The sequence below is a fragment of the Peribacillus sp. B65 genome, assembly GCF_058513295.1.
On record NZ_CP195840.1, the window covers coordinates 4,461,990 to 4,478,778 of the forward strand.

Sequence of the window (16,789 nt, forward strand, 5' to 3'; positions counted from 1 at the left end):
AGATTCATCCTTATCCGTCAAATTTTATTATTTATTACCTATTATACATTATTTCCATTCCCAGTCACCACGCACCGAAATAGCTAATTGTTTTCGCAGCAGACTCTGTGCCCAATTCTAAACAATTGCCGATGGAATGGCCTTTCAATATTCCATAAATAAAACCGGAAATGAAGGAGTCCCCCGCCCCCATCGTATCCACCACATTCGCTTCAACGACACCGCATTGATAAAATTGAATGCCGTCATAGGCAAGTGAACCATTTTCACCTAAAGTGGCGACCGCAATTTTAGGTCCTTGATTTTTTACATCCTTTAAAAATTTGCGGATAAAAGCATCGTCCTTCGTATAAGAGAAAAAAGGATAATCAATAAACTGCGGTAAAGTCTTCACTAAATCGTGATCTAGCTGATCTGAGAAATCAAAAGACGTGAGCATTCCTTTTTCTTTAAAAAAGGAATAGTACTTATCCGCATGTCCCCAAATCCCTGAATGTATAAGCTGATATGTTTGAATGTAATGGAGTTCTTCCGTCGTTAAACAGAAATGTTCCATGACACCTTCGTCGTATTCTCCAAACCTGCGGTCATTTCCTACCATTTCAACAAAAGTAATAGCTGTTTTTCCTTCTTTCCGCGAAAGATGGGAAATATCAACACCTTTTTCCTGAATCGCTTTAACCATCTTTTCACTGTATTGATCGGAGCCCACCCAGCCAATATAAGCAGATTCAGCACCTAACCCTTTTAAATAGACAGCCACATTTAAAGGATTACCGCCAGGATAGACCTCCCCGCTCTTTTGATAGACATCCATACAGTTATCTCCGACTGTAACCGTTCTCATCATTTTCCCCCGCTTTCTTTAAAATTAAGAGCACTACTAAGTAGTGCTCCACATATCTTAATATTCCATTTGGCGATAGTATCTTCTAAGTGTTAATGGATGATTTCTTTCACGCTCAAGGTAAACGCTGATTCGACTTAATACCGACCAGTTAATACTAACAGAAAAGTGCTTTCTGAATTCTTCGCTGATACCGTCCATTTCAAAGCTTTTGGTATCAATAACCGTTAAATTTTTAGAGATATTTTCTACAAATCTCTCTACACGGTCCATCAGCGGTCTAGTTTCATCTTCTCCTTTTAGTAAAATAACACTTGTATCTTCTACAACAAGTTCAAGCGTACCATGGAAAAACTCTGCCGCGTGGATGGATTTCGCCTGGATCCATTGCATCTCCTCTAAAATGCACATGGCATATGAATAAGTGTTTCCCCATAGGTTACCAGAACCGACCATCATGTGGTAATCCGTGTCTTTATGTGCAATGGCAAATTCCTCTGCTTTTTTGTCAAAAGATTTAACGGCATCTAGAATTGCACGCGGAAGTAGAGAAACCTCCTTCGTGAATTGTTCATATTGCGGGAATTCATTGTTGTTATGCATGAAACGGAAGACGACCATGTACAAAAGCATAAAGAAAGTATCAAAAGAGTGCGTTTCAGAACCTGTCGTTATACAGTAATCCGCAATTTGTGTTAACGGAGTATTTGGCTCTGCAACTAAAGCGATTGTAGTGGCGCCTTTTTCTTTACAATATTCAGCCGCTGCAACTGTTTCTTGAGTAGTCCCGGATACAGATGTAAAAATACAGACTGAATCTTTGCTGAAATGCTTATGATTCATCACCATGAACTCAGCAGCAATTTCTGCATGGACATCGATGGTAGAATTTGACTTTAAAATGTATTCATATGGATACATCATGGCTATGGTGCCACCAACGCCGATCAGAAAAATATTGCTGTAGCCCCTTTTGGTGATTCCATCTACGATTTCTTCAATCTGGCCTCTAAAAGCAAGGCCCTCTTTTTCTACAAGATTTAGAAATAACTCTTCATCAAACTTTAGCATCAATAGTTTCCTCCCATATCCCTGTATATTTGTTATGTCTTGTATTATATCTAAACATAATAATTTGTACAATTGTTTTATTTTAAATTTTAGTGCGTTTGTCAAAAGAAGGTCCAACTTCCTTTAACATTCTGCTAAGCAACGATATCGCTGTCGTTATTTTTCTTGGATCCATATTTCCTTTCCCAATAATAGTAAACCGGCAGACCTGTTGCGATGACGATCAATGCTGCAATCACTCCTTGGATAGGCGCCCAAGTAAAAGTTCCCCAAGCCAGCCATGATGCTCCAAGAATAGCTAACACCGTCGTTAATCTCCACATTGGCATACGATAGATTGGGTTATAATCATCCCTTTTACGACATTTATAAACAGCGGCAAAGTCCATAATGTTAATAACCAATTGAATCAGTGTGAAATAGCCAAGTAACACTGTTAAATTACTGAAGCACACAAGAATACATGCATACGTAACCTGAACGATGATGGAGAAGCTTGGAGTTTCATATTTAGGATGGACCTTCGCAAATCGTTGAAAGAATAGTCCGTCCTTTGCCATTGCATACTCAAGGCGGGGCTGAAACATTATGCAAGAGCTCAACGAACCCAAGATAACAATAATCGCTGTAATGGCCACAAATGATGATGCAATATCCGATAATCCCGGAATATATTTTACAGCTTCTGAAACAGCCGCATTGGAGTTGATTAATTCTTCAAATGGCATCAAGCCGATGACACAAATGGCTAGCAGCGTATATAAAGCCAACACGATGAATACCGAACTAATAAGAGCTCGGGGAAGTATTTTCCCTGGATTTTTGAACTCCCCAGCCATGAAACAAATCGCAGCCATTCCCGTATATGCCCATGTGGTTGCAGATACACCGCCTATTAAACTTGACTTTTGAGCACCAGGAGCTGGGGTATAAGCAAAGTTTTCAGGGTTCATATACATTATTCCCAGCACAATGACGATCAGGAAAGGAATGATCTTGATAGCCGTGATAATGACCTGGAAAAGACCTCCTTCTTTCACACTTCGATAATGAATCGATGTGATTAGCAGGATGATCGCAATACCCAATAATTTTCCGGCAACTCCCGAGAAAAATGGGAAAAAGGTTGCTAAATAAGAAACAAGCGCTAAAGCCATTATCGATATGGATGGAGGATCCAACGCCCAGAAAGTGGCCCATCCATATAAAAATGCCAAAGGCCTCCACCCAGCTTTATTTAAATAAACGTAACCGCTTCCATTTTGGGGGTATGCGGTCGATAACTCGGCCAGCACCATTACTTGAGGTATGGCAATCACCCCGCCTATTATCCAGGCTAGAATAGAAATGGAAGGAGTACCCGCAGCCCTTGCAACATCACCAGATGAGACAAAAATACCCGATCCTATAGTAGTTCCAACAGCAATAGCTAGAGCAGACCAAAAACCCAGTTTTCGTGTAAGTGTGCCATTACTCATAAAGAGTTCCTCCAAATTAGATGATTAAATTCCCAATTCCCTTACTTTTTCAATAGATTTCATAATTGCATCGCTTGGATTTTGATAATAATTTGATCCCATAATCTCTAGAGTACAACTTCCTTTGTAACCATGGCTTTTAAGACTCGTTAAATATTCTCTCCAATTTAAAACACCATCATCTAGTGCCAAATGCGTATCTGATTGACCATCTCCATCGATTAGGTGAAAATGGCTTAATTCGGGAAGGAAGGAAAAGTACTCATCAGGTGTTTCACCTGCCAGTTGCATGGAAACTGTATCTATCATTCCTTTTAGCAAAGGAGATTGGATTTCCTCTAACATTTTCTTTAACCCCTTAGAGTCAATTACCAGATTGGATTCATATTTTGTCAATGGCTCTAAAGCAAGAATCAAACCTTCCTTCTCAGCTACTTTGGTTAATTGAAAGATTGAGTCACTTGCATACTTCCATGATTCCTCTTGTGAAACAGAAAAGTCCCCTATTCCAGAAGTGATAAGCATCATGTTTGTGTCTAACTCCAGCGCGGCGTAAAGATTCTCCATAAAATATTCAATGCTTTTTTTTCGCCAATGAGCATCCGAGGATGCAATGTTATAAGGATAGATACATTGTTCTGGCGTATAGCAGATGATTTTCATATTTCTAGATTTAAGTTCCCTTCTCAAACTCCTTATATTTCCTAGTATGTTGCGATAAACATACAAATGCGGCTCCCCACCCCATAATTCAATGCTTTTAATCTCAAGTTTGTCCATGCATTCCAAAAAATAATGAAAAGGGAAATGCCTAAAAGTGATATTCATCCCTGCAATATTCAATTCTTTCACCCCCTCAAAACGACTTTTTATTTGTTATGTTTTGTATTATAATTAACCAATACATTGATTGCAATAATTATTTTGAATATTTAAAAAATAATCATTCGGAAAATGCGGAAAAGTCGTGATTTTATTGTTCATCACACCTTTTTATAAATTAACTATTTTTTAGTGACTACGAATGATAGAATGTTAAAGTATTTATACCTAGTGCAAAAATTTCTCTGGTACATTGTAAGTATTATGTTGGTGATTATTGTTTGAAATATGATATACCTGTAGAATGGATGTTAGCCTGGGGGATTTCCATGAGAATGTATCCTGAAATATTGTCAAGTTAGTGGTTAATAAAGAATAAACACCTCAAAAAAAGCGTAAATTGAGATGAATCTCCTTAAATGGTGTATTTTATTGGAAAATATAGGTTAGTTTACACTAATACTTCGTGAGACGAATTAGTTTCTTTAAAAATAGCAGACAGTACAATTTATACTATCCTAGCGGAAAGGACGTGCCATAATAATGAATCACGAAAAAACAGCCATCACTAAAATTCGTACAGGCCCCATGTTTGCGGTGATGCTGGCTGGTGCTCTAGTCGCTTTCTTAAATCAGACCTTAATCAATATCGCATTGCCTCAATTAATGACTCATTTTGACATATCAGCTGCAACAGCTAATTGGCTTACTACAATCTTCTTATTGGTCAATGGGATTGTCATCCCGATTACCGCTTTCTTAATGGAACGATTCAATACAAGACAATTATATCTTGCTTCGATGGGACTCTTTGCATTAGGAACATTTTTATGTGGAATTGCCCCCAGCTTCTCCGTCTTATTGATCGGACGTGTGGTTCAAGCTGCAGGTGCGGGGATTTTGTTCCCGTTGATTACAAATGTAATTTTCACTTTATTTCCACCTAACAGACGCGGTTTTGCAATGGGCATATTTGGTATCGCGATGAATTTTGCCCCAGCTGTAGGACCGACATTATCAGGATGGATTATCCAAAACTATTCATGGCGGGTTCTGTTTTTTATCATTTTCCCATTCGCCCTGCTTGACTTCATCTTTGCCATTTTCATCATTAAAAAAGTAGGGAAAACCAGCCGGCCTAAACTCGATAAACTGGGTGTAATTCTATCCACTATCGGATTCGGCGGAGTTCTATATGGATTTGCTACAGGCGGCACCAAGGGCTGGGGCAGCCCTGAGGTACTGATGATGTTCCTTGTTGGAGGAATCAGTTTAGCTTTATTTGTCTGGAGGCAATTCACTGTATCTCATCCCATTTTGGAGTTTAGAATTTTCCGGTATCGGATGTTCACTTTAACGACAATCATCAACATCATCGCAACTATGGGTATGTTCTCCGGAATGATCATCATGCCAATCTATATGCAGAATATCCGTGGGTTTACTCCGATGGAATCCGGTCTCATGCTATTGCCTGGCGGGATTTTAATGGGGATCATGTCTCCTATCACCGGAAAGCTGTTTGACCGATTTGGTGCAAGATGGCTTGCGGTGAGCGGACTTGCCATCACTATCATTACAACGTACCTTTTAACGCGGCTTGAAACAGATACGTCCTATTCTTATGTGGTATGGGTATATACGATTAGAATGTTCGGAATGTCGATACTGATGATGCCTATCTTCACAGCTGGATTAAATGAATTGGCACTTAGCCTAAACAAATATGGAACAGCAATGGTCAATACATTGAGAATGGTAGCAGGCGCTGTTGGCATGGCATTCTTTGTGTCCATCATGACAAACCAGGGAACGAAACATGTACAGGAAATCTTATCTCAAAGGAATATATCACCAGATAATACATCACAAATGGCGATGGCCATTAAACAAGGCAGCGTAATGGGAGTGGATGATGCATTCATGATCGCAACAGGTTTGACCATAGTTGCATTCATACTTGCCTTTTATATTCGGCAAACATCACCACAAGAAGATACCATTACAAATCGCCTATCAAAAAAAAGCTTTTAATAATCAAGGCTAAATCAACCTATTTTCCAAGGTAAAAAAATTCTTATATTATTAAACTGACTTGCCCCATGAAGACATATAAATGCAAAAAAAAGAGACACTTTTTAAGAGTGTCTCTTTTTTTGCCCAAATTACTTCCTGGCCTCCAGGAGACGGCCTTTATTATGACCCAGTGTAATCCCATGTCTCTTCAGAATATCTTCTGAAGAACAAAGCCAACAATTCACAAATTGCACCGGTACTTTAAATATGCTGAGTATATATTTACATTCCTCTCATATATTTTAAGATAATGATTTGGACAAGGGGAATGTATTAATGAAAAAGTTAGTTACTCTGCTTTTTTCAAGTTTTTGCATTGGAATTGGTATTAACCTGTTTATCGTTCCCATTCATCTAATAAATGGCGGGATATTTGGAATAAGTTTGTTAATCAAATATGTGTGGGGAATCCAGGTTGGACATACCATGATTATGATCAATATTCCCATATACCTTCTATCTCTTCTATACGATAAATCTTATTTCTTTAATGCCATCCTTGGGTTAGCTTTTACATCAACCATTATCGATTGGTTAACACCACTAAACGGTTTGGTTCATCTACCGATCATAACAAGTGCCATTATCGGTGGAATGACGATTGGGATTGGTGTCGGTTTTATGCTGAGACAACATATTAGCCCCGGTGGAGTGGATTTACTAGCACTATTAATCTCTAAAGCTACAGCAACTAATCCTGGAATTATTATTTTTATCATTGATTCTCTCATAGTAATTGCCGGAATTATTATATTGAAAGACTTAAAGTTAATGTATTCCCTCATCACGATTTCCTGTGTCGGGTTATGCGTCATTTTAATCAATTCTTTTAAATCAATAAACTTTTTTATAAGATAAAGCCATACCTGCATGTGTCAAATACAGTGTTGGCAATGTTCACTATACATATCCACCAACACCTCAGGAATAAAAGCAGCAAAGCTAATCATGGAATATTCTAGAAATTTTTTATCAAAATGCAGTGGTTAAAGAAGCCACTGCCTTTTACATTAAAGAAAACTCCAAAATCACCTTCAAGCAGTAGACTTTTGGAATAGAACAATTGGGCAAACGATAATCTTAATTCATGATTTTGTGATCAACTCTTTCTTAAGGATGTAAAGATCAAACGGAGGAAATCCTCTCTAAAATTAAGAAATTTGCTGCACTCCTGCCGTAAAACTGGCTAGCCGAGTACCGTAGACGCTTGCTTTGATGCGGCTTGGCAGACAGTCGCACGTTTACTCGGATTTCGTGCTACACTGGTGATTTCGCGCCGTTTACTCGTGAATTTTGCTGTTTTACTCGTAATTTCAGCATGTTTACTCGTGATATTACCGTTAATGTTAATAATTTGTTACAGAAAGCATTAATAAAAGGAATGTGGAATATGATTAGAATGTCAATCTAAGGGAGGGAATGAGAATAGATGAAAAAAACAAAAATTATATATTGGATTTTCACAGGGCTTTTAGTGGCACTAATGGTTTTGGGTTCTATTCCGGATATAATGTCTGTTCCCGATGCAGTCGACTTATTTAATCATTTAGGTTATCCTACCTACCTCCTACCCTTTATTGGAATTGCCAAATTATTAGGTGTCGTGGCAATACTTATTCCTGGCTTTCCGAGAATTAAGGAATGGGCTTATGCAGGTTTTGTATTTGATTTGACCGGTGCTATGTATTCAAGCATATCAGTGGGCGACCCTGCCAGTGGATGGCTGCTTTTCATTATCGGATATATTTTGATAGCCGGCTCTTATATTTATCATCATAAAATATTAAAATCCGCTTCAGTGAGTAATAAGGATAACCTAACAATATAAATAAATTAGCAATGAAAAAACATCGATATCGGTGTTTTTTCATTTGGTTATAGTGACTTTCACCTTCGTTTTCTTTTCAAAATAGAAATTAAAAGAGTCCCAATAGGTTTCCTTATTGGGACTCTTGTTTTTAGAAATTAGATGATTAACTTACTGTTTTTGAAGTCAAATAAGCAACAAGTATATAGCGTTCAGGTGCTGACCCGATATAATCAAAGGGGTAACAGGTACTGACGGTTAGCGTTGCCCGTGGCTTTGGTACGATTACGGTTCGATCATCCTCATCCACAATTCGAACTTTTTTGATTTTGTATGTGAACTCCCCTGCCGATGTTGTTACTATCAACAAATCTCCTTCGCCAACTTGCCCGAGTTTACGGAATACCGTATCTCTATGACCGGAAAGAACGGAATTGTCATTTTCACCAGGTAGCACACTTCCTGCAAAGTGACCAACGCCTTTTTCCAATTCATCCTCGTTTGTGCCATGGAAAATAGGGAGTTTTGTTTTTAGTTTGGGTATATACAATTCCCCGATTTCTTCACCCGTTTCAGGGCGGACAGGATATAGCTCTTTCTTTGTTGTTTTATTACTTGCTGGTTTATCACTTGGTGTTTTCTGTACTGTTTCATTTACTTGACTACTTGGAGCATGAGTCTTGTAAAGAAAGTAGCCTTTTGCAAACTTATACATATTGGATGTGGAAAACCAAATCCCAAATAAAATGATGGCAATTGTACAAGAAAGCAGCAGGAGCCGCTTTTTCTTTAATTGTTTCATATTAAGCTTTCCTAATTTTTCGATACATCAAGCTTCCGATCAAGACAAGAAATAATCCTAAAAGGGCGCTAGGTAAATAATCGGAAGCGGTATTTGGCAGTTTAGCCCCTTTTACGGTTTGTTGTTCTGAAGTAGTATTGGTACTGATCTTTTGTTTTACTGGTTTAGCAATTGGTGCCTTTTCAATGGTTTTTTGCACCTCTTTTGCAGATTCCTTTATTTGCCCGCCTGCATTGGTAAGAGTATCAGAATCGACCATTTCACCTGTTATTAAAAGATCAGCCAAGAACTTCCCGTCAGTATTATATATCATTATTTTCAGGTTAGCACCCTTCAATTCTTCCAATTTCATTAAATCTAAAAGGGATACAGGCGATTCCGAGCCACTTTTCACAAGGGAATAGGAAACATTAAGCTTAAAGATGGAAAGTAACTCTTCATAGATTGAGGCCATTTCAGCTATCTGTTCAGCTGTAAGCTCGGTTGCTACATCAAATTCCTCGAAAGCCATCATGCGGTTGCCCAATTCTTCAAGTTGCTTGACTGTTTCCGGGTTGGAAAGATGGTCTTCCAAAGACATCAGGTGGTCTTCAAGCCTCTGTAATTCCTCTTCCGTTAGACCGAGTTCCTGCTCGAAAATAGGAAGAAGATCTTCGGCAACTTCGCCATCAATCCCGCCACCAGTAAGGTTCCAAACAGTTTCTTCAAGATTATCTATGTATATATAATCGTTAATATTTTCACCATTTTCTTCTAACATTTGAAGCAAGGCTTGTTTATCCAATCCATAATTCTCATTAAAATAGTCTAAGTTGCTTAGATCTGCCTTTATGACGTCACCTAGGAATTCGCTAAGCTCTTCGACAGATTCAAATTCTTCCAGGCTAAAATCATAGAGTTCCAATGACGCTTCGATATCTTCCTTTGTTACTTGGAAGCCTCTTTCCTTGCTAACCTTGGCTAAATAATTGACTAATTCTTTGTCAAAGTTCGGATCGCGTTCAAAATCGCCCTCTTCGGTATAGAAATAAACAGCTTCATCGAGGTCCCAGATAAAGATATAATCGTCTAGTTCTTCACCATTTTCGTGTAATAGATTAATCAGGCTCTCATTGGTTAGATTATAATCATCATAGATGGCATCTAGATTACTTAAATCTGCCTTAATGACTTCGCCCAAGGCTTCTTTAAGATCACCAATAGATTCAAAGTTTTTAATACTTTCGTCGTAAAAAGAAAGAGATGTTTCAATATCATCCTTTGTCACTTGAAAACCCCTGACAAGGCTTACCTCTTTTAAATACTTTGTAAGGTCCTGCTCAAAATTTTTGCTTGGTGCTGCCGATGCTAATTGCGGGAATAAGCTAATTAACAACGTAAATGAAACTAAAATCGTCCACAGTTTTTTCATACTTTTCTCCTATTCATAACATTTCATATGTTTCTAGAAAATTATAAGGTAATAACAATAATTTAACAATGAAGTTATTTTTTCCACGAACGGAAAATTGCTATTTTACTTACTTTGTAAACTAGCTAATGCAGCATTTATTTCATATTAAGACGTATTTCTTCCTATTAATATATCGATTACAACAACCCCTCCCCTTGTGTCTCCGGATAAAAAATTATAAATATTGTATTCCTACTAAATTTAACTAAAGCGAAAAATTAACAACAAATTGACCGCCGGACTATCCATCTATTCAGCCATCAATTTTGCCAAATCAAGTAAAGTAATCAGTCTAAAAGTATCGGAATTCATATCTTATAAATATGCACTTAGACATAGCGAAAAAAAGAGATAATCCATCTTCATGCTCCCCCTTCTACAACATGATGCAACTCCCCATTTCCTGTAAGTGTATCCTTCTAACTTATAAAAGTTATCTACGATTACACTTTTTCAAACAAAAAAAGAGACTGTAAATGACAATCTCAAGTGATGTATGTTTAAAAGAAAATGAAAAGCTATTTATTGACGTGTTTCTTCTATATATATTGATATTTTTTACCAAAAACCCAAAGATGAACCTAGCCCCAAAAGTCAAACCCCTCTGCCGAAACTCTTAAAATTTTTTAGTAGTATCCATGCGATCTAACGACATCTGATACCCACCATTACTCCCATAATTCAAAAGTTTATTAACTCTTGAAATTGTAGCTGAAGCGGCACCGGTTTCTGCCTCGATTCCTTCATATGTAAAGCCATCCCGAAGCATTCTGGCAACTTCTAGTCTTTGGGTAAAAGCTTTTATTTCATTCATTGTGCACAAATCATCAAAAAAAGCCATACACTCTTCTTGTGTCCGTAAAGAAAGGATAGCCTTAAATAATTGTTGTACGTTTTTTTCAGACAATTTACTTTTGTACATAATTGACCTCCAATAAAGTTTTCAAAATAATATTTATCTTCACATTGAGGATGCGCTCCTATTGCCTACCCATGCTAAAACGGGAACCAATTTCAACAGACTGACACTTTAATCACACTCGGAAGGAGGTATGAAATGCAATATATACCTTGCAACTCCCATGCAAATGGCCTTACATAAAAAAAGGTTCTTTTGCTTCTACCGTTTTATTAATAATTTAGCAGACTCGTCCAATCTTGCGGACAGCCTGCCTTCTCACTTTTAACGTACAAGTGCATTCTAATTATTTGAATGCTTTCTCTATTACGCTTATGTTCTCTTTCTTATATAGAGCGCCATTTTTGATATACTGTGATGCTCCCTCTTTTGCCTGTTCTATGTTTTCTGGTGTAAGTTTTCTGATGACCTTAGCGGGAACACCGGCTACTAAAACACCCGGTTCAATTATCTTTCCTTCTGGAACTAGAGCCCCAGCAGCGATTAGAGAGCCTTCTCCGATTACTGCTCCATTTAGAATTGTTGCGCCCATACCAATTAACGCGCCATCTTCTACAGTACAGCCATGTAGAACCACGTTATGTCCGACAGTAACATTTTCACCGACTTTAATTGGAAAACCTGGATCCACGTGAACTATTGCACCGTCTTGAATATTTGATCCTTTTCCTATCGTTATTTCTCATTATCCCCTCTTAAAACGGCATTGAACCAAACGGACGTATCTTCCTTAAGTTCTATGTTTCCAATTAACTGTGCTCCTGGGGCTATATATGAGCTTGAATGTACATTGGGGAAGTGTCCTTTAAATTTATGAATCATTCTTCATTCCTCCTTTTGCGTTATGTTCATTATTCCATAATAAAACCAGAGGTACCTCTATTCGGAGCCTTTCTTTAACACCATCAATATAGTATAAGAATCTTAAATCTGGACCCTGCATACAACTGCCACGGTTCCTTCCCTTATTATGTCTCCACATTTACAGCTACCTTTGGATTGTCCTCCTTCTCTCCAATGATTTTGTTTAGAATTCATTTTTTAGAAAGAGATCGTCCCTGAAATCACTCCTACGATGATATAAATAAGCAATATCCCTAAAGACCATTTTGCTGCATATTTATGAAGATCACCTAGGCTGATACCCGTTATGTGAATCAATAAATAAACAGATGCTACGAGCGGACCCATGATACCAAAAGGAGTGCCGTACAATGCAGCTGTTCCCATTGATAAAGTATCAATGCCGTAAGTAGAAGCAGTTTCAGCCAGGACTGGCAAAATCCCAAAGTAGAATCCATCAGGACCAATTAAAAAGATGGCAGGTGCACTAACAACCGCTGTTATTAAAGCCAGATATGGACCAAGGTCTGTAGGGATAATTGAAACAATCGAATGTGCCATAGATTCAGAAATTGGAGTACCTTTGAAAATTCCCGAGAAAATCCCAGCAGCAAAAACCATCGCAACCACTGCTATTGCATTAGGTGCATGAGCGGCGACCCGATCTCGTTGATCATTTAAGACTGGATAATTAATGAGTAGTCCTAGTGCTGTACCAATGATAAAGAGTACGGCAGCAGGTAACCATTCAAGTACAATGGCAACCATGATAACTATTGATACAAGGAAATTGATCCAAATTAATTTGGGACGCTTAATGTTTGTGTTTTTTGGTGAGATATTTTCTATTGTAGCGCTTTCAATTGCAGCATCTATTATTCTAGCTTCAGGTATAGAATAAGATTCGGTATTTTCCTTTTTATATCTAGCTCTTTCTTTCAAACCGATAAAATAAGCAACGGTAATAACATATAGCAAACTTACAAGCATTCCAGGCAACATTTGAAGATATAATTCCGTTGGATTAAGGTTTAACACACTCGCTACGCGGCCAGCAGGTCCCCCCCACGGAACAAGTGTTGTGATACCAATTTGCATGATTGTAATGGAGGCCAATATGATAGGACTGATCCCCATTTTTTTATATAGAGGAAGAAAAGCCGTTACAACAATCATCATCGTCGTGGATCCATCACCATCAAATCCTATTATTCCCGCTAACACAGCAGTTCCTACGATAATCTTTAGTGGATCTCCGTTAGCTAACTTTATAATCTTTGAGGTTAATGGATCGAATAACCCTGTATCTACCATGACACCAAAATACAAAATGGCAAATAACAAAAGAATTGCGGTAGGCGCTACATTTTGAATACCTTCCATTATCAATGTCCCTAATTCTGGTCCAAATCCTCCGATTAAACCAAATATGATAGGTACAATCGTTAGGCCAATAAACGGAGATATACGTTTTGACATAATCAAAAATAAGAAGGTACAAATCATAGCAAATCCTAAAATAGATAACATAAACTTAGTTCCTCCCCAAGGTTCGTTATTGGTACCGCTTTCAAATATGCCTGGAAATTTACTGTAACCCTCTCTTTTTTTCTCAGGTCAGAAAAGAAGCATTATAACCCCCTTTTATCTTAAATATTTTCATTCCCTGTTTACCTGTGTATGCCGACAGCCAGGCATGACATGTTTTAAGGTTTAGCTAGCAAGAATAAAGTAAACTATTTTTGCTGATTCATTTTTTTTCCCCCAAGGACTTCTTCGTTATGTTGTCCTAGTTCAGGACCAATCCATTCAATGCTGCCTGGAGTTTCAGATAGTTTTGGTACAATTCCTGGAACTAGTACCTGCTCCCCATCCGGCAAAGTGACCGTCTGAAGCATATCACGTGCTTGATAATGTTCATCCCTTACAATATCTTCAATATTATAAATAGGCCCAACCGGCACACCAGCCTCATCTAATATTTTTTGCACTTCTTTTTGTGAGTGTTTCCTAGTCCACTCTTCAATGACTTGATCTAGATATTCTGCATTTTCAGCTCTGCCATTATTGGTTAAATAAGTCGGATTTTCCGCAAATTCTGGCCGTCCTATCGCATGCGCAAATCTTTTGAAAATACTATCGCTATTTGCCGCAATGACGATATATTTACCATCTGCACATATATAGGTATTTGAAGGAGCAATTCCTTCCAAGGTAGCACCTGTTCTTTCTTTTATTATTCCTTTTAAATCGTATTCTGGCAGCACGCCTTCCAGCAAAGAAAATACCGCTTCAGTTAGAGCGACATCCACATATTGTCCTCTTTTTAATGGATCGTTATCTCTCGCTCTTAATGCCATTAACGTACCATTCACTGCATATAAACCTGCTATAGAATCACCAACTGCTAAACCAACTCGAACTGGGGGACGATCAGGAAATCCTGTCAGGTACCGAAGGCCACCCATCGATTCCGCCACGCTGCCAAATCCTACTTTGTTTCGGTAAGGGCCTGTTTGGCCATAACCAGAAATCCTTGTCATAATGATACTTGGATTAATTTTATTAATGTCTTCATAGCCAATTCCCCATTTCTCCAACGTTCCTGGCCGGAAATTTTCAATAATTACATCCGCATCTTTTGCTAACTCCCGAACCATCTCCTGTCCCTCTTCTTCACGAAGGTTAAGAGTTATGGATTTTTTATTTCTTGCATGCACGTACCACCACAGGGACGTTCCGTTATGCATCACTCGCCAATTTCGTAAAGAATCCCCTTTATTGGGATCCTCAACCTTGATCACTTCAGCACCAAATTCACCAAAAATCTTCCCGGCAAACGGAGCTGCTACAAAGTTACCTAATTCTAAAACTTTAATACCCTCTAAAGGTTTTCTCATTGTATTCCCGCCCTTCAATTATTAACATATCCTACCTGTTTCTGAATTACCTTTTTTAATTTTCTGAATATTACAATAACGTATACAATCAACTGTGTGGTTTTTCCTAATTTTGAATTAACTTTATACTGTTTTTGTTAATCCTTTACTGTCTCCTAACAGTTGGGGAAATTCGGTATCTAATGTCGTTAAATGTTCCAAATCCAAACCTGTTTTGATATTCTGTTTTTCTAAAAATTTTACTACACGACTTGCCTGAATGTTCCCAGGAGATCCAGGAGCATATGGACATCCTCCTAGTCCAGCTTGGGCTACATCAATTAATTGAACACCAGCCTGTATCCCAGCCATAACATTTGCCAATCCGTATCCATAGGTATCATGCAGATGAAGCCCAATAGGAATATCCGGAAACTTCTCTACCAAACGGCTACAGTATTCATATACCTGTCTCGGCGTTGCTTTGCCGATTGTATCACCCAGGCCTAATTCGCAAACCCCATTATTAACGAGGTACTCTGCAATCCTTTCCACCTCTGAGTATGGTACGATCCCGGCAAACGGACAAACAAATGCCGTTGAAATTGCACCAATTGTTTTTCTACCCTCCTTAGTCGTTTCTTCAATTAAATCTTTTATTTCAATTAAAGATTCATTAGAACTCTTATTTAAATTTGCCTGGTTATGCTGTGTGCTCGCAGAGAGGAAAAAAAGCGCATTGTGAATCTTTGAATTTAGGAACCTGTCTAATCCTCTTTTATTTGGGACCAAAGCTTCATATTCTACTCCACGAGCCATTGGCAGATTCTGTCCTAATTCATCCGCATCTTTCATAGCAGGAACCCACTTTGGATGAACAAAGGAAGTGACTTCCAAGCGGTCAAATCCTGCTTCAATTAAATTTTTAATTTTATATATCTTTTGATCGGTTTCGACAAAAACAGGTTCATTTTGCAGGCCATCTCTCAATGTAACATCACGAATTTTAAGTTTTTCTGGAAAAATCATTTTTTTCACTCTCCTTTTATTAATATTCGTCATCCTTAACACCCGAGTACATGGAAACATAAAATTGATAATCACGTTGAATATGTGCCTTCATTAACTCCTCTGCAGCTTTCCCATCCTCATTTTTAATAGCATTCCATATCGCTTTATGTTCATCGGCACCCTCTTCTATTCTCTTTGGGATATTCAATACGGCATTTCGATAAAAAGAAATTAAGGAATTTAACTGATTCATCATTTTCATCAAATAAGGATTACCACTAGCCTCCACAATCAGGTAGTGAAATTGGCTGCTTAGGACCTTTAATTTTTCAAGCTCATTCTTATCAACCATGAGATTCATTTTATCAACTGAATCTGACAATTGTTTACGCTGTTTTTCATTCATACGTGAAGCGGCATAAAAAGCAGCTGTAGGTTCCAGGCTTAACCTGCATTCATAAAGATATTTAAAATCTGAAAAGGTTGCGCGGTATACTCTTACTCCGCCTCTTGGACTGACGGATACTAATCCTTCACTGTTTAACCTGCGGATCGCTTCTCGGATTGGACTTCTACTGACACCTGTTTCCTGAGAAACCTTTCCTTCCACGATTCGTTGTCCAGGTGGTATGTTGCCGCTTACAATTTGTTCATGTAAATATTCATATACTTGATTTTGAAGAGTTTGCGACTGTATTGTTTTTAACTTCATTTTTATCACACCCATAGTCATAATTTTCAGATAATGTATACAAAAAAATATATGTCTACCTCATCATAA

General features: G+C 38.0%; 16 protein-coding genes. 3 read left to right on the forward strand and 13 right to left on the reverse strand.

From position 1 onward, the window contains the following. Positions 1 to 64: 64 nt before the first annotated feature. The 4 genes from frlD to ACSR9O_RS21765 form a co-directional block, all read right to left on the reverse strand. Positions 65 to 847, reverse strand: coding sequence for a fructoselysine 6-kinase (gene frlD, locus ACSR9O_RS21750; RefSeq protein ID WP_260357177.1), 783 nt, complete (start codon positions 845 to 847; stop codon positions 65 to 67). A 57-nt stretch (positions 848 to 904) separates the two neighbouring features. Beyond that, a complete protein-coding gene (locus ACSR9O_RS21755; protein WP_491725082.1) occupies positions 905 to 1,918 on the reverse strand; it encodes an SIS domain-containing protein in 1,014 nt (337 codons plus the stop codon). Between the two features lie 134 nt (positions 1,919 to 2,052). Continuing rightward, positions 2,053 to 3,396 (reverse strand): amino acid permease, encoded by a 1,344-nt coding sequence (locus ACSR9O_RS21760; RefSeq protein WP_260357176.1) that lies wholly within the window; start codon positions 3,394 to 3,396, stop codon positions 2,053 to 2,055. Between the two features lie 24 nt (positions 3,397 to 3,420). Continuing rightward, complete coding sequence (locus ACSR9O_RS21765) at positions 3,421 to 4,239, reverse strand: TIM barrel protein (protein ID WP_491725083.1); 819 nt, start codon at positions 4,237 to 4,239, stop codon at positions 3,421 to 3,423. A 522-nt stretch (positions 4,240 to 4,761) separates the two neighbouring features. Between ACSR9O_RS21765 and ACSR9O_RS21770 the strand changes: the two genes are divergently transcribed. The 3 genes from ACSR9O_RS21770 (at position 4,762) to ACSR9O_RS21780 (ending at position 8,122) form a co-directional block, all read left to right on the forward strand. Further along, complete coding sequence (locus ACSR9O_RS21770; RefSeq protein WP_230178311.1) at positions 4,762 to 6,252, forward strand: DHA2 family efflux MFS transporter permease subunit; 1,491 nt, start codon at positions 4,762 to 4,764, stop codon at positions 6,250 to 6,252. A gap of 318 nt (positions 6,253 to 6,570) precedes the next feature. Further along, positions 6,571 to 7,152: a YitT family protein gene (locus ACSR9O_RS21775; protein ID WP_230178310.1), complete on the forward strand. Its 582-nt coding sequence runs from the start codon at positions 6,571 to 6,573 to the stop codon at positions 7,150 to 7,152. 571 nt (positions 7,153 to 7,723) lie between these two features. After that, positions 7,724 to 8,122, forward strand: coding sequence for a DoxX family protein (locus ACSR9O_RS21780; protein WP_101221524.1), 399 nt, complete (start codon positions 7,724 to 7,726; stop codon positions 8,120 to 8,122). A 145-nt stretch (positions 8,123 to 8,267) separates the two neighbouring features. On the opposite strand, the gene ACSR9O_RS21785 is transcribed toward ACSR9O_RS21780, so the two are convergent. From ACSR9O_RS21785 to ACSR9O_RS21825, 9 genes are all read right to left on the reverse strand, one after another. Further along, on the reverse strand, positions 8,268 to 8,903 hold the full coding sequence (locus tag ACSR9O_RS21785) for a class D sortase, LPxTATN-specific (RefSeq protein WP_230178309.1): 636 nt from the start codon (positions 8,901 to 8,903) through the stop codon (positions 8,268 to 8,270). Between the two features lies 1 nt (position 8,904). Continuing rightward, the gene (locus tag ACSR9O_RS21790; RefSeq protein WP_491725084.1) at positions 8,905 to 10,314 is read right to left on the reverse strand and encodes a processed acidic surface protein; all 1,410 of its coding nucleotides are present in this window, start codon (positions 10,312 to 10,314) and stop codon (positions 8,905 to 8,907) included. Positions 10,315 to 10,972: 658 nt separating this feature from the next. Beyond that, positions 10,973 to 11,278, reverse strand: coding sequence for a YerC/YecD family TrpR-related protein (locus ACSR9O_RS21795; protein ID WP_491725085.1), 306 nt, complete (start codon positions 11,276 to 11,278; stop codon positions 10,973 to 10,975). A gap of 283 nt (positions 11,279 to 11,561) precedes the next feature. Then, a complete protein-coding gene (locus ACSR9O_RS21800) occupies positions 11,562 to 11,906 on the reverse strand; it encodes a gamma carbonic anhydrase family protein (RefSeq protein ID WP_491725086.1) in 345 nt (114 codons plus the stop codon). A gap of 44 nt (positions 11,907 to 11,950) precedes the next feature. Further along, on the reverse strand, positions 11,951 to 12,097 hold the full coding sequence (locus ACSR9O_RS21805; RefSeq protein ID WP_491725087.1) for a hypothetical protein: 147 nt from the start codon (positions 12,095 to 12,097) through the stop codon (positions 11,951 to 11,953). Positions 12,098 to 12,316: 219 nt separating this feature from the next. After that, positions 12,317 to 13,648, reverse strand: a complete 1,332-nt coding sequence (locus tag ACSR9O_RS21810) for a CitMHS family transporter (RefSeq protein WP_101221519.1) — start codon at positions 13,646 to 13,648, stop codon at positions 12,317 to 12,319. A 206-nt stretch (positions 13,649 to 13,854) separates the two neighbouring features. Beyond that, positions 13,855 to 15,018 (reverse strand): CaiB/BaiF CoA transferase family protein, encoded by a 1,164-nt coding sequence (locus ACSR9O_RS21815; RefSeq protein ID WP_491725088.1) that lies wholly within the window; start codon positions 15,016 to 15,018, stop codon positions 13,855 to 13,857. 123 nt (positions 15,019 to 15,141) lie between these two features. Continuing rightward, positions 15,142 to 16,026: a hydroxymethylglutaryl-CoA lyase gene (locus tag ACSR9O_RS21820; protein ID WP_491725089.1), complete on the reverse strand. Its 885-nt coding sequence runs from the start codon at positions 16,024 to 16,026 to the stop codon at positions 15,142 to 15,144. A 19-nt stretch (positions 16,027 to 16,045) separates the two neighbouring features. Then, positions 16,046 to 16,720 (reverse strand): GntR family transcriptional regulator, encoded by a 675-nt coding sequence (locus tag ACSR9O_RS21825; RefSeq protein ID WP_101221517.1) that lies wholly within the window; start codon positions 16,718 to 16,720, stop codon positions 16,046 to 16,048. Positions 16,721 to 16,789 lie beyond the last annotated feature (69 nt).

Bases quoted from the DNA above. Each gene is read 5' to 3' on its own strand.
- frlD (WP_260357177.1), bottom strand. From the start codon at position 847: ATGAGAACGGTTACAGTCGGAGATAACTGTATGGATGTCTATCAAAAG.
- ACSR9O_RS21755 (WP_491725082.1), bottom strand. From the start codon at position 1,918: ATGCTAAAGTTTGATGAAGAGTTATTTCTAAATCTTGTAGAAAAAGAG.
- ACSR9O_RS21760 (WP_260357176.1), bottom strand. From the start codon at position 3,396: ATGAGTAATGGCACACTTACACGAAAACTGGGTTTTTGGTCTGCTCTA.
- ACSR9O_RS21770 (WP_230178311.1), top strand. From the start codon at position 4,762: ATGAATCACGAAAAAACAGCCATCACTAAAATTCGTACAGGCCCCATG.
- ACSR9O_RS21775 (WP_230178310.1), top strand. From the start codon at position 6,571: ATGAAAAAGTTAGTTACTCTGCTTTTTTCAAGTTTTTGCATTGGAATT.
- ACSR9O_RS21780 (WP_101221524.1), top strand. From the start codon at position 7,724: ATGAAAAAAACAAAAATTATATATTGGATTTTCACAGGGCTTTTAGTG.
- ACSR9O_RS21785 (WP_230178309.1), bottom strand. From the start codon at position 8,903: ATGAAACAATTAAAGAAAAAGCGGCTCCTGCTGCTTTCTTGTACAATT.
- ACSR9O_RS21790 (WP_491725084.1), bottom strand. From the start codon at position 10,314: ATGAAAAAACTGTGGACGATTTTAGTTTCATTTACGTTGTTAATTAGC.
- ACSR9O_RS21795 (WP_491725085.1), bottom strand. From the start codon at position 11,278: ATGTACAAAAGTAAATTGTCTGAAAAAAACGTACAACAATTATTTAAG.
- ACSR9O_RS21805 (WP_491725087.1), bottom strand. From the start codon at position 12,097: ATGATTCATAAATTTAAAGGACACTTCCCCAATGTACATTCAAGCTCA.
- ACSR9O_RS21810 (WP_101221519.1), bottom strand. From the start codon at position 13,648: ATGTTATCTATTTTAGGATTTGCTATGATTTGTACCTTCTTATTTTTG.
- ACSR9O_RS21815 (WP_491725088.1), bottom strand. From the start codon at position 15,018: ATGAGAAAACCTTTAGAGGGTATTAAAGTTTTAGAATTAGGTAACTTT.
- ACSR9O_RS21820 (WP_491725089.1), bottom strand. From the start codon at position 16,026: ATGATTTTTCCAGAAAAACTTAAAATTCGTGATGTTACATTGAGAGAT.
- ACSR9O_RS21825 (WP_101221517.1), bottom strand. From the start codon at position 16,720: ATGAAGTTAAAAACAATACAGTCGCAAACTCTTCAAAATCAAGTATAT.